Source organism: Pasteurella pantherarum, from assembly GCF_049670885.1.
GTDB lineage: Bacteria > Pseudomonadota > Gammaproteobacteria > Enterobacterales > Pasteurellaceae > Pasteurella.
Genome location: NZ_CP187173.1, coordinates 2,041,983 through 2,055,332, shown reverse-complemented (window position 1 = coordinate 2,055,332; position 13,350 = coordinate 2,041,983). Strand labels below are relative to the sequence as shown.

At 42.7% G+C, this 13,350-nt stretch carries 9 protein-coding genes; 5 read left to right on the top strand and 4 right to left on the bottom strand.

Annotated features, from left to right (window positions below; translation table 11 throughout):
- Positions 1 to 38: 38 nt before the first annotated feature.
- A complete protein-coding gene (locus ACPEEM_RS09630) occupies positions 39 to 1,079 on the bottom strand; it encodes an extracellular solute-binding protein (protein ID WP_424404107.1) in 1,041 nt (346 codons plus the stop codon).
- Between the two features lie 201 nt (positions 1,080 to 1,280).
- On the opposite strand from ACPEEM_RS09630, the gene ACPEEM_RS09625 reads away from it, so the two are divergent.
- The 4 genes from ACPEEM_RS09625 (at position 1,281) to proS (ending at position 7,755) form a co-directional block, all read left to right on the top strand.
- Positions 1,281 to 2,576, top strand: a complete 1,296-nt coding sequence (locus ACPEEM_RS09625) for an NAD(P)/FAD-dependent oxidoreductase (protein ID WP_424406859.1) — start codon at positions 1,281 to 1,283, stop codon at positions 2,574 to 2,576.
- A gap of 212 nt (positions 2,577 to 2,788) precedes the next feature.
- On the top strand, positions 2,789 to 4,726 hold the full coding sequence (gene speA, locus ACPEEM_RS09620) for a biosynthetic arginine decarboxylase (RefSeq protein ID WP_424401916.1): 1,938 nt from the start codon (positions 2,789 to 2,791) through the stop codon (positions 4,724 to 4,726).
- A 61-nt stretch (positions 4,727 to 4,787) separates the two neighbouring features.
- Positions 4,788 to 5,708: an agmatinase gene (speB, locus tag ACPEEM_RS09615; protein WP_424401915.1), complete on the top strand. Its 921-nt coding sequence runs from the start codon at positions 4,788 to 4,790 to the stop codon at positions 5,706 to 5,708.
- A gap of 325 nt (positions 5,709 to 6,033) precedes the next feature.
- On the top strand, positions 6,034 to 7,755 hold the full coding sequence (proS, locus tag ACPEEM_RS09610) for a proline--tRNA ligase (protein ID WP_424406857.1): 1,722 nt from the start codon (positions 6,034 to 6,036) through the stop codon (positions 7,753 to 7,755).
- Positions 7,756 to 7,826: 71 nt separating this feature from the next.
- On the opposite strand, the gene gpt is transcribed toward proS, so the two are convergent.
- The gene (gene gpt / locus ACPEEM_RS09605) at positions 7,827 to 8,288 is read right to left on the bottom strand and encodes a xanthine phosphoribosyltransferase (protein WP_424401913.1); all 462 of its coding nucleotides are present in this window, start codon (positions 8,286 to 8,288) and stop codon (positions 7,827 to 7,829) included.
- Positions 8,289 to 8,448: 160 nt separating this feature from the next.
- Between gpt and ACPEEM_RS09600 the strand changes: the two genes are divergently transcribed.
- Positions 8,449 to 9,909 carry an aminoacyl-histidine dipeptidase gene (locus ACPEEM_RS09600; RefSeq protein ID WP_424401912.1) on the top strand — a complete coding sequence of 487 codons (1,461 nt, stop codon included), beginning with the start codon at positions 8,449 to 8,451 and terminating at the stop codon, positions 9,907 to 9,909.
- An 88-nt stretch (positions 9,910 to 9,997) separates the two neighbouring features.
- On the opposite strand, the gene selB is transcribed toward ACPEEM_RS09600, so the two are convergent.
- Both selB and selA read right to left on the bottom strand, forming a co-directional pair.
- Positions 9,998 to 11,872 carry a selenocysteine-specific translation elongation factor gene (gene selB, locus ACPEEM_RS09595; RefSeq protein ID WP_424406855.1) on the bottom strand — a complete coding sequence of 625 codons (1,875 nt, stop codon included), beginning with the start codon at positions 11,870 to 11,872 and terminating at the stop codon, positions 9,998 to 10,000.
- Positions 11,869 to 13,251, bottom strand: a complete 1,383-nt coding sequence (gene selA / locus ACPEEM_RS09590; protein ID WP_424406853.1) for an L-seryl-tRNA(Sec) selenium transferase — start codon at positions 13,249 to 13,251, stop codon at positions 11,869 to 11,871. Before selA ends, selB begins: the two co-directional genes overlap by 4 nt.
- Positions 13,252 to 13,350: the final 99 nt, after the last annotated feature.

The following is a 13,350-nucleotide window of genomic DNA, read 5'->3' as shown; positions in this document are numbered from 1 at the left end:
TTTTTATTTTGGCAGATTGCAATTAATACAGATTGCAATTAGTTGGTTTTGAGTTTGTTCCAATATTTTTCGTAAATATCGACGGCATCGCCCACATCGCCTTGCATAATGCCTTTCTCAACTTCTTCAGCAGGTGGGAATAAAACAGGATTATTCACGACTTCTGGAGATAATAAGCTTTTCACGCCTTCATTTGGCATGGAGAAGCCCATGCGTTCAATCACGACTTTGGCATTTTCTGGGCGGAGGAGGAAATCAATAAATTTATACGCTCCTTCAACGTTTTTGGCATTTTTGGGAATGGCGTAGTTATCCATCCAGAAAATGGCACCTTCTTTCGGATAGATAAATTGGATATTGGCATTTTCTTTATTCGCAAGATATGCCGATCCATTCCAGATCATGCCAAGAGACACTTCACCCTGTACATAAGGCACTTCTGGTGAATCCGAGTTAAACACTAACACGTTTGGCATTAATTTCACTAAACGGTTGTAAGCCTCTTCAATTTCATTTTCTTGAGTGGTGTTTGGTGATTTTCCATTCAGTAATAACGCAATGTGGAAAACTTCACGGGCATCACTGGTTAATAGCACTTTGCCTTTATATTCAGGCTTCCATAAATCTGCCCAACTGGTCACTTGCTTTGGATCGATTTCCTCGGCATTAATGCCAATTCCTGTTAGACCATAAATATAAGGGAGAGAGTATTGGTTGTTCGGATCAAATTCTTTATTTAATAAATGGCGTGGAATTTGATGAAAATTGCTTAATTTATGATGATCTAATGGCTGTAACATGCCATCTTTCACCATTTTGTTGATGTAATAGCTTGATGGAAAAACGAGGTCATAACCGTTATTTTGGGAAAGTAATTTTAATTTTGCATACATTTCCTCATTGCTTTCAAAAGTGGAATAGATGACTTCAATTCCTGTTTCTTTGGTAAAGTCTGCAATGACGTTTGTCGGGATATAATCCGTCCAGTTATAAACATACAGTTTTTTGGACGCCAACGCTGACTGTGTCATGAAAATCAGGGAGGTGAAGGCAAGGGATTTGATCACACGGGTAAACAGTTTTTTCAATTCTTAGTCCTCAACGTCATAAGACGATAAAGTGCGGTTAAAAATAGATGGATTTTACGTGCTAATCCATGTTGGAGGTTACGTCTAAAAAGACGGCGTTGAGTATAGCAAACTTTATAAAGCGATTGAATTAAATTGACATATTTTCTAGTAGGAGTAAACTGCCCGCAGTTTTCAAGAGAGAGCCATTTTATGCTGAAATTTTCTCATCAAGAACATGTCAAATCATATTATTCAGAAACACGTAATATTCATTTCACTTTACCTCCCTTAACCCATCGTCAATCGGCTGATGTTTGTATCATTGGTGCTGGTTTTTTTGGTTTATCTGCTGCACTGGAATTGGCTGAGCAAGGCAAAAAAGTCATTGTCTTAGAAGGTGCGCGTGTGGGGTTTGGGGCGTCTGGTCGTAATGGTGGACAGGCAATTAATGGCTTTGAAGAAGATATTGGTGATTATATTGATGCCGTGGGCTTTGAAACGGCAAATAAACTGTGGCAAATGTCACTGGAAGCCTTAGATATTATTGAAGAACGCATTGCCAAATATGGCATTCAATGTGATTGGCGACGGGGTTATGCCACATTGGCTTTAAATCATCGCCGTTTGGACGATCTGGTGGCAATTGAAAAAGATTGTCGTGAGTATTTTGGTTATCAAGCGATGCAATTGTGGGATAAAGCCACATTGGAAAAAAATTTAGGCAGCCAGATTTATCAAGGTGCTTTATTTGATCCTAACTCAGGGCATTTACACCCTCTCAATTATTGTTTAGGCCTTGCCAAAGCCTGTTTAGACTTAGGGGTGGAAATTTATGAACAATCCCCCGTGTTGGATTTGCGAATGGGCAAATCGACAGTGAAAGTCAAAACCGATCAAAGCTCGGTGTTAGCCAAAGATGTGGTGTTAGCCACTAATGCCTATATCAGTGCCTCGCCGAAAAATATTCATCATGGTATTGCCCGAAAAATTTTGCCTGTGGAAAGTTTTATTATTGCCACAGAGCCATTAAGTGATGAACTGGCAGACAGTTTGATTCGTAACCGCATGTCGGTGTGTGATAACAATTATTTTCTGGATTATTACCGTTTAAGTGCAGATAACCGTTTATTATTTGGCAGTGATGCCAGCCCTAATTTAGATATGCATACGGTTATGCGTTGTAATATGCTACATGTCTTTCCGCAGTTGGAAGACGTCAAAATTGACTACGGATGGGGTGGACCTATTGATATGACCTTAAACGCCAATCCGCATTTTGGGCGTATTGCCCCTAACATTTATTTTGCTCAGGGGTATTCAGGGCATGGGGTTGCGTTGACAGGATTAGCGGGGCGTATCATCGCCGAAGCCATTTTGGGCAATGATGAACGCTTACGGGTGTTTGAAAAATTAAAAGTTCCAACGGTGCCTGGTGGCAAATTGCTGCAAAAAGCCGCATTATTTATCGGCACAAATTATTATCGTTTTCTTGATAAATATCGTTAATTTTGAATGAGATAACCTAAGGCGGACGATCATATCGTTCCGCCTTTTTTTATACCGAGTTTTTTACCGCTTTGAGGCGAAAAAAGCTAGTTATTTAACCTGTTTTGCTTTATTCTTGGCAACGTTTTTTTGCATGACATGATGTCAGAAAACAACAAGCATGGCGTATAAACGTCGGAATTTTGGCCCGTTTTAAGAGGTAAACTAAGACATTGGAACAGGTTACTTTAGACTCGCAAGAGAGTACTTCTCAGATGTTTCCAGAAAATACCGTAAGAGAAGTCTGTAACATCAATTACTGGGGGATGCGTTATTATAACGTAGATGAGAATGGCGATATTTTTGTCTGCCCTGATCCTGATAAACCACAAAATCGTGTTTCGTTAGCGAAACTGGCACAGAAAGCACAGCAAGAGAAAGGGGCACATTTGCCTACCTTGTTTTGTTTCCCACAAATTATTCAACATCGTTTGAGTTCCATTAATCAAGCATTTAAACGTGCCCGAGAAAACTTTGGCTATGAAGGCAATTATTTTCTCGTGTATCCGATTAAAGTGAATCAACATCGTCGAGTGATTGAATCCCTAATTAATTCCGATCAAGTATTGGGCTTAGAAGCGGGTTCAAAAGCGGAATTAATGGCGGTATTAGCCCATGCAGGCTTAACCCAAACAGTGATTGTCTGTAATGGTTATAAAGATCGAGAATATGTCCGTTTTGCGTTGATGGGGGAGAAGTTAGGGCATAAAGTCTATCTCGTCATCGAAAAACTCTCTGAGATTCAACTGGTATTAGAAGAAGCGGCAAAATTACGTGTCAAACCTCGTTTAGGGGTGCGTGCACGTCTCGCTTCACAAGGTTCTGGCAAATGGCAATCATCGGGTGGCGAAAAATCAAAATTTGGTTTGTCTGCTTCGCAAGTGCTGATGTTAGTCAATATGTTAAAAGCCCACGACTGTTTAGATTGCTTACAGCTTTTACATTTCCATCTTGGTTCGCAGCTTGGCAATATTCGAGATGTGGCGACAGGCGTGCGTGAAAGTGCCCGTTTTTATGTGGAGTTACATAAACTGGGCGTCAATATTCAATGCTTTGATGTAGGTGGCGGCTTAGGGGTGGATTATGAAGGCAACCGCACCCAATCTGACTGCTCAGTCAATTATGGCTTAAATGAATACGCTGATACCGTGGTTTGGGGAATTGGACAGGCTTGCCGTGAGCATAATTTGCCCCATCCGACCATTATTACCGAATCAGGACGAGGCGTGACTGCTCACCATGCGGTGATGGTATCCAATGTCATTGGGGTGGAACGTTATAAACCCGAGGTGTTAGACGCCCCTGCCAAAGACGCACCCAGTGTATTACACAGCATGTGGGAAACCTGGACGGATATTTTATCTTCTCGTGAAAAACGTTCCTTACGTAGCTGGATTCACGAAAGCCAATTCGACTTGTCGGATGTACATAATCAATACAACGTTGGTTTATTGAATTTGCAACAACGTGCTTGGGCAGAACAGCTTTATTTGAATATTTGCCACGAAGTCGGGCAGTTATTTGATGCAAAACACCGTTCACACCGCACCATTATTGATGAATTGCAAGAACGTTTTGCCGACAAACTCTATGTCAACTTTTCCCTGTTCCAATCGTTACCTGACGCATGGGGCATTGATCAGTTATTCCCAGTTTGCCCAATTTCCAATTTAGATCAACCTGTAAGCCGTCGTGCCGTTTTATTAGATATTACCTGCGATTCCGATGGCACTATCGATCATTATATTGATGGCGATGGCATTACCAGCACCATGCCAATGCCACATTATGAAGAAGATGAACCGCCATTATTAGGTTTCTTTATGGTGGGGGCTTATCAAGAAATTTTGGGTAACATGCATAATCTCTTTGGTGATACCAGCACGGTTGATGTGATTGTGGAAGGTCAAGAGAAAGTCAAAATTGTGGATTATGATGAGGGCAACACCGTGGCAGATATGCTCGAATATGTCTATCTCGATCCGAAAAAATTACTTGATCGTTACCGTGAACAAATTGAACATTCCAACCTACCTGCCTCTGAAGCCATGCATTTCTTAAATGAATTGGAAGCAGGGCTTAACGGTTACACCTATTTGGAAGACGAATAACCTAAAAAGTGCGGTCAATTTTAAACATATTTTGACCGCATGAGAAACAATAGGAAACATTATGTATAACACCTTAAACAACAAAGAAGATATTTCATTAGTATCCAATAACTTTGGTTTTTTACGTTTACCCGTCAATTTCAACCCAACGGAAAGCGATGCGGAATGGGTCATCACGGGCGTGCCTTTTGATGCGTCTGTGTCTGGTCGAGCAGGCACCCGTTTTGGTGCCGAAGCCATTCGCCGTGCCTCTGTCAACCTTGCATGGGAACATTGCCGTTTCCCTTGGGATTTTGATGTACGTGAACGCCTGAATATCATCGACTGCGGTGATTTAGTGTACTCATTCGGCGATAACCAGAATTTTGTCGAAGCCCTTGAAGCCCATGCAAGTGCATTATTAAAGGCAGGAAAACGTTGCCTCACCTTTGGGGGAGATCATTTTATCACCTTGCCTTTATTGCGAGCACACGCCAAACACTTTGGTAAGTTAGCCATGATCCACTTTGATGCCCATACCGACACTTACGAAAATGGCAGTCAATATGACCACGGCACCATGTTCTATCACGCACCAAAAGAAGGTTTAATCGATGCGGCACATTCCGTGCAAATTGGTATCCGCACCGAATTTGATCGCAATTTACCTTTTACCGTACTGTCCGCCCCACAAGTCAATGATGACAGCGTGGAGCAAACGGTGGCGAAAATCAAAGAGGTGATCGGCGATTTACCCGTGTATTTAACCTTTGATATCGACTGTTTAGACCCCGCATACGCACCAGGAACAGGCACCCCCGTGTGTGGTGGATTAAGCACCGACAAAGCCCTGAAAATTCTCCGAGCTTTAAAAGATGTGAATATTGTCGGCATGGATCTCGTGGAAGTGTCCCCCGCCTATGACAAAGCCGACATTACCGCCCTTGCGGGTGCCACACTAGCCCTCGAAATGCTGTATCTACAAGGCTCAAAAAAAGGCTAATGTTGGTTAAAGAATAAAAAGGATCTGCATCCTAACAGTTGGGTTTAATCTCCATTGATTAAGGTGCAGATTTTTTTATCGCTTACTCACCCAAGTGATGCCTGATTGGAAAAAAGAAAAGCTCGTTTAGATGGATTGGTGGAGCAGATTTTAACTGAATGATATTTTTTCTTTGAGAGTGCTTATCCGCGAGCCGTGCAGTGCTGGCGGTTTTGAACATTTCCCTTAAACCGCTTTATAAGTCTTTATGCTCACGCCACTCAGTGATAAACTAACCCACAATTTTTTCGATTTATAAACCGTTTTTCATTTAACAGGTATCTCAATGCGTACAAGTCAATATTTATTCTCAACCTTAAAAGAAACGCCAGCAGAGGCGAGTATTGTTAGCCATCAACTTATGCTTCGTGCAGGAATGATTCGCCCGTTAGCTTCAGGGCTTTATACTTGGTTACCGACGGGTCTTCGTGTCTTAAATAAAGTGGAAAAGATTATCCGTGAAGAAATGGATAAAAGTGGAGCATTAGAAGTGAAAATGGCGGTCACTCAGCCTGCTGAACTTTGGCAAGAATCAGGGCGTTGGGAAGAATATGGCCCTGAATTATTGCGTTTTAAAGATCGTGGTGATCGGGATTTTGTGATTGGGCCAACCAATGAAGAGGTGATTACCGATTTAATTCGCCGTGAATGTGCATCCTACAAACAATTACCGCTCAATTTATATCATATTCAAACCAAATTCCGTGATGAAGTGCGTCCTCGTTTCGGGGTGATGCGTTCCCGTGAGTTTGTGATGAAAGATGCATACTCTTTCCATACCTCAACAGAATGTTTGCAAAAAACCTATGATGTGATGTATCAAACTTATTCTAATATTTTCACACGTTTAGGTTTAGATTTCCGTGCGGTACAAGCAGACACTGGATCTATTGGTGGTAGTGCTTCTCACGAATTCCAAGTGTTAGCACAAAGTGGGGAAGATGATGTGGTGTTTTCCACTGAGTCCGATTTTGCAGCAAATATTGAACTGGCGGAAGCGGTGGCACTCGGTGAGCGTGGTGCGGCAACAGAAGAATTGCGTTTAGTGGATACCCCAAATGCGAAAACCATTGCCGAATTGGTGGAGCAGTTTAATCAGCCTATTGAAAAAACTGTGAAAACCTTAATTGTGCATGCCACAGAAGAAAGTGGGCATAAGTTGGTGGCGTTATTAGTGCGTGGTGATCACGAGCTTAACGAAATTAAAGCGGAAAAAGTGGAGATGGTGGCAAGCCCATTACAATTTGCCACAGATGAAGAAATCCGTGCGGTGGTCGGTGCGGGCACAGGTTCTTTAGGCCCAATTAATTTACCGATGCCGATTGTGATTGATCGCACTGTTGCGAATATGGATAACTTCTCTGCGGGGGCAAACCAAGACGGTAAACATTATTTTGGCATTAACTGGGAGCGTGATTTACCCGTGCCACAAATTGCAGATTTACGTAATGTGGTAGAAGGGGATCCAAGTCCAGATGGTAAGGGTGTGCTACAAATTAAACGTGGTATTGAAGTCGGTCATATTTTCCAATTGGGAACAAAATATTCAGCAGCGATGAATGCTACTGTACAAGGGGAAGATGGTCGCCCACAAACCATGATTATGGGTTGTTATGGCATTGGGGTGACCCGTGTGATTGCCGCCGCCATTGAGCAACATCATGATGAGCGTGGCATTATTTGGCCAGACAATATTGCACCATTCAAAGTGGCAATCGTGCCGATGAATATGCACAAATCAGATAGCGTGCAACAATTTGCTGAAGAATTATACCGCACTTTAACCGCACAAGGCGTGGACGTGATTTTTGATGATCGTAAAGAACGCCCAGGTGTGATGTTTGCGGATATGGAATTGATCGGTGTGCCACATATGATTGTGATTGGTGAGAAAAATCTTGAGAAAGGCGAAATTGAATATAAAAATCGTCGCTCAGGGGAAAAAGAAATGATTGCCAAAGATCAGTTGCTGGCGGTGTTGAACGCAAAATTAGTCAACGAAGCCTAATCATCCATCACAAAAAATGCGAGTAAATCACTCGCATTTTTTTATGTTTGAAAATCAAAATCAGGCACAGATTATTTTCTTGCCAAAGGTGGCACGAAGGTTAAACCTAAATCCCAAGGTTGTTCGATCCATGTGTTTTGTGGAATATCAATCACATAATCATCCACTAATGCCGCACCTGCTGGTTTTGCGAAAACAGTCACGAATTTTGCTTTTGGATACATTTCACGGATCGCACGTGCGGTATTGCCTGTATCGACTAAATCATCCACCACGATAAACCCTTCACCATCGCCTTCGGCACGATGTAATACTTTTAATTCACCTTGCTCAACATGATCGTGATAACTGGCAATACAGACAGTTTCCACATGGCGAATGTTTAGCTCACGTGCTAATACTGCGGCAGGGAATAAGCCACCACGGCTTACTGCAATGATCCCTTTCCATTGTGAAGCGGGAAGTAAACGCTCCGATAATTTGCGTGCGTGCATTTGAAACATATCCCACGTCACCACATATTTTTCGCTCATAAATACACCTTTTAAAAAGAAAGAGTAAATTCTTACCCATAAATTAAAAAATTGCGTTAGGATAACCTGAAATGGCGTTTTACGCTATAATTTTGACAATTATTTTCTAAGAAAAGAACGATGATATCATGCGTTATTCGCTTAATTTTAGGAGGCAACAATGTTAGAAATTAATACATTACAACCCACGTTATTATGGAAATGGTTTAGTCAAATTTGTGCGATTCCTCACCCTTCTTACCAAGAAGAACAACTGGCACAGTTTCTTCTCCATTGGGCGAAAGGCAAAGGCTTTTATGCAGAACGTGATGAAGTGGGTAACCTGTTAATTCGTAAGCCAGCCACAGCAGGCATGGAAACACACATTCCTGTGGCATTACAAGCCCATTTAGATATGGTACCACAAGCGAATGAAGGCTCCGTGCATGATTTTGCCAAAGATCCGATTCAACCTTATATTGAGGGAGAATGGGTTAAAGCAAAAGGCACCACCTTAGGGGCGGACAATGGTATCGGCATGGCATCGGCATTAGCCGTGTTAGACAGTGATGATCTGGCTCATCCACCTCTTGAAGTGTTATTAACCATGACAGAAGAAGCCGGCATGGAAGGGGCAATTGGCTTACGCCCGAATTGGTTGAAAAGTGACATCATGATTAATACAGATACCGAAGAAAACGGTGAAATTTATATTGGTTGTGCGGGTGGGGAAAATGCCAATCTTTCCTTAGAAATCGAACGTAAAATGAACACTTTTGAACAAAGCTATCAAGTGGTGTTAAAAGGGCTTTCTGGTGGGCATTCAGGTTGTGATATTCACACTGGGCGTGCCAATGCGATTAAAGTACTTGCCCGTTTCTTGGCAAAACTCACACAAGATAAGCCAGAATTTCAATTTGCATTAAGCGATATTCGGGGAGGATCCGTACGTAATGCCATTCCTCGTGAAGCCTTTGCAACCTTAGCCTTTAATGAAGATCTGGAAGGTTTGAAACAGGCGGTTCAAGAATTTGAGCAAATCTTAAAGCAAGAATTTGCGAAGGTAGAGCCTCATCTCTCTTTTACTTTGCAAGAAGCTGAACACGAAGATACGATTTTTTCACAAAGTTCCACTCAAAAAGTGATCCATTTATTCAATGTGCTCCCTAATGGGGTTATTCGTCATAGTGATGAATTAAAAAATGTGGTGGAAAGCTCATTAAGTATTGGGATTTTGCGGACAGAAGAAAATGAGGTGAAAGGCACCATTTTAATTCGCTCCCTCATTCCTACGGGCAATCATTATGTGGGAAGCTTGTTAAAATCAATGGTGGCATTAGTGGGGGCTGAATTAACCTTGAATGGCTACTATCCCGGCTGGGTGCCACACCATGACGCCCCGATTGTGGCATTGACCGAAAAGGTTTATGCCGAAATATTAGGGTATCAACCAGCCATCAAAGTTATTCATGCTGGTTTAGAATGTGGTTTATTAAAGAAAATTTATCCGAATATGGACATGGTGTCGATTGGGCCGACAATCCGCAATGCTCACTCGCCAGATGAAAAAGTGCATATTCCTGCCGTGCAAACTTACTGGGCGTTACTCACAAGGTTATTAGCCGCCATTCCTGCTAAATAGTCTGAAGGCAAAATACAATGATGGCAACCCATGGGTTGCCTTTCTTTTTGTGTTTGCTCACAAAACTTGGGGAAAAATGACCGCACTTTTAATCATCAAAGAGATCCGCATCTCGCACAATATGGACATTTCCCTTACGGCGTAAAAAGCCACTGCGATCATAATATTCCATTAATTGCACCACCAATTTACGCCCGAATGACAATTCATCTCGCAGTTGATTCACCGACATCCCACCATGTTGAGCAATAAAGGTTTTAATGAGCCTTGCATAGGCATAAATCGTTTCCGTTAAAAAGAAACGATCTTTTACGATTGCCGTCAAATAGCCTAATTTTCCTGCTTTATAAAGGAAGTTTCGCATCAAGGTTTCATCTTCGTCTAAGCGGTTTGCTAAATCTCGAACCCATAAGGCTTGCCCTTTTTGCTGTTCAAATTCCGCCAATACCGCTTGCCATAACAGGGTTTCTGGCTCAGAAAAGGCGAGGTTGTGTTCAGGTAAATGGAGCCAACCTCGGGTTTGCTGTAATGTTCCCTGTGCTAATAAAACATCAATAAAATGATAAATCAGTGCCTCAGGCTGCGTTAAGGTTGCCATACGGTGTAAGCGTGCTTTGGCAACGCCTAATTGATCATCATGTTGTTGATGATACTGTGCCAAGGCTGCACATAATTTATCGCTTTGTTGCTGTTGATAAGTGGTCTGAAAACACCAGTCTTGAAAGCGAATAGCTTGGTTAGCTTGCAGAATTTGATCCAATTCCGTGGGGCTTAATTGCTCAAACCATGCGATTTTTTTGGCATCCATTGCCTGATCTTGCAGAGAAAGTGCGGTACGTTTTGCGGGCGTTTCGGCGTGTTGCAATGCCGTGAGAAAAGCCAAGCGTTCAGCACGGCGTTTATGTCGTTTTGGTGAGTGAATTTCAATCACCTTCGCCCCTGCCACTAACTGTTTGGCATCGGCACTGCGTAAAATACATTTATCGCCATAGGCTAAAAAAAGAGGCTGATCCAAAATAATTTCAGCCAACCCTTGCTGTGGGGCAACTAAATGTTTGTGCGTTAATAAATTGAGTGTTCCCGTTGTCCGTTCAGTGGCATGATAAATATGCACAGGCTGACTCTCACGCAAGGGCGTTTCTGCACAAAGTTGCACGGTAATCCGATCGGTGGGAGGCAGTGGTGGCTCGGCAAATAACCAGTCGCCACGGCGAATCAGCTGGCGATCAATATCCGTATGAATATTTAAAGCTAAGCGTTCACCGCCAGATCCTTGTGTGGCAGGTTGGTTTTGGCTGTGGATATTTTTAATCCGCACTTTATGCCCTGTGGATAAGTAAAGCACATCTTCTTGTTGAACCTGCCCCGAAAATGCCGTGCCAGTGATCACCGTGCCCGCCCCCTTTATGCTAAATACGCGGTCGATCGCATAGCGAAAGGGTTTATCTGGCTTAGCAAGTGTGGGTAAGGCAATCAAATATTGACGTAAGGCATCCATGCCTTCCCCTGTTTTGGCTGAGGTAATAAACTGTGGCGAATGGGCTAATATTGGGTACTGCTGTCTAAGTTGCTGAGAAAGTGCAGCGATTTGTGCTGAACTGGCACGATCCGATTTGGTGATCACCACCATAATTTGTTTCATTTGTAATAACCGCAAAATGGCTAAATGTTCTTCCGTTTGGGCTTGCACGCCTTCATCTGCCGCCACAATTAACATGGCGTAATCAATCCCCCCTAAGCCTGCTAGCATATTGGTGAGAAATTTTTCATGCCCTGGCACATCAATAAAGCCTAATGTGCGGTCAATTTTTCCATTTTTTTCTAAAGGCAAATAGGCATAGCCTAAATCAATGGTCATGCCACGTTGTTTTTCTTCGGGTAAATGAGCGGTATGGGTGCCTGTTAATGCCTGTAATAACGCACTTTTACCATGATCGACATGACCAGAGGTTACAATAATCATCTTTCCTCCAAACCATGTAGTAATTTATCTACACTGGCGACACTGCGTAAATCCAACCAAATTTTGTCTTTTTCCACCCGACCAATAATGGGCTCAGGTAAGCGTTTAAACTGGGTTAAAAGTGCGGTCAGTTTTCCTGAGGTTTTCGCCGAAATGGTGACCGCCACAGAAGGCAGCGTTGCGAGGGGTTGGGAGCCACTGCCAATTTGTGCCAGACTGGGTTCAATGTGTAACTGGTAATCCGTACTTAAACGCTCATTTAATACCGCTTTCAATTTTTCAGCTTGTTGCATTAACTGTTCGACGGGTTGCGTCATCAAATAAAGGGAAGTGAGCTTTTCTGCCAGTTTTTCGGGCTGTAAATAAAGGCGTAAAGTGGCTTCCAAGCCCGCTAAAATCACCTTATCACAACGCAATGCCCGTTTGAGTGGGTGCGATTGCAGACGATCAATCAACACTTTTTTCCCCACAATAATGCCCGCTTGCGGACCGCCTAACAGTTTATCGCCAGAAAACGAAATCAAATCCACACCCTCTGCCCATTTTTCTTGCACAGTGGGTTCTTTTGGCAAGCCATATTGACTGAGATCCACTAACGCACCGCTGCCCAAATCGGTGATCACAGGCAAATGCTTCTCTTGCCCCAGTGCCACTAATTCTTGTTCAGAAACCGCTTTGGTAAACCCACAAATCTGATAATTGCTGCTGTGAACTTTCATTAAAAAAGCGGTATTTTCGGTAATAGCGTGGCGATAATCCGATAAATGGGTGCGATTGGTGGTGCCCACTTCTACCAACTTACAACCTGCTTGTTGCATAATATCAGGAATGCGAAATGCCCCACCAATTTCAATCAGCTCGCCACGAGAAAGAATCACCTCTTTCCCTTGTGCAAAAGTGGCGAGCATTAACAACACCGCCGCAGCATTATTATTGACGATGCAAGCCGCTTCTGCCCCCGTTAATTGGCACAATAATTCACTAATATAATTATCACGATGGCTGCGTTTGCCTGCCTCTAAATCGTATTCTAACGCCACATTTTGCCCCATCGCAGTCAATGCCGCTTGTTGTGCAGCCTCCGACCATAATGCTCGTCCAAGATTAGTGTGTAAAATGGTACCAGTGAGATTATGCACAGACTGCATCTTGACTTGATTTTGTTGTTGCAACTGGTGGCGAATTTCAGCAAATAGGTGCTGATCATCGCTGAAAACATGTGGTAAAGTCTTTTCCTCTTTAATGCTTTCTCGCCCTTTTTCAATAAGCTGACGGCAAATATTCACCACCGCCGTATGCCCAAATTCCGCCACGAGCCTCGACCCTTCGACACTTTTCAGTAATTTATCAATTGCAGGAAGTTGTTGATAAAGAGACATAAAGATTCCTTTTTTGTGTACACAAAATTGCCTTTATCATACTCGTTTTCTTGGCAGAATTCAGCCTACAAGACAGGCAATACCGAACTTTGTGATAAA

What these genes read in the sequence shown, in the direction of transcription:
- selB (WP_424406855.1), bottom strand. Translation starts at nt 11,872, where the DNA reads ATGATTATTGTAACCTCTGGTCATGTCGATCATGGTAAAAGTGCGTTA.
- proS (WP_424406857.1), top strand. Translation starts at nt 6,034, where the DNA reads ATGCGTACAAGTCAATATTTATTCTCAACCTTAAAAGAAACGCCAGCA.
- selA (WP_424406853.1), bottom strand. Translation starts at nt 13,251, where the DNA reads ATGTCTCTTTATCAACAACTTCCTGCAATTGATAAATTACTGAAAAGT.
- gpt (WP_424401913.1), bottom strand. Translation starts at nt 8,288, where the DNA reads ATGAGCGAAAAATATGTGGTGACGTGGGATATGTTTCAAATGCACGCA.
- ACPEEM_RS09600 (WP_424401912.1), top strand. Translation starts at nt 8,449, where the DNA reads ATGTTAGAAATTAATACATTACAACCCACGTTATTATGGAAATGGTTT.
- speB (WP_424401915.1), top strand. Translation starts at nt 4,788, where the DNA reads ATGTATAACACCTTAAACAACAAAGAAGATATTTCATTAGTATCCAAT.
- ACPEEM_RS09625 (WP_424406859.1), top strand. Translation starts at nt 1,281, where the DNA reads ATGCTGAAATTTTCTCATCAAGAACATGTCAAATCATATTATTCAGAA.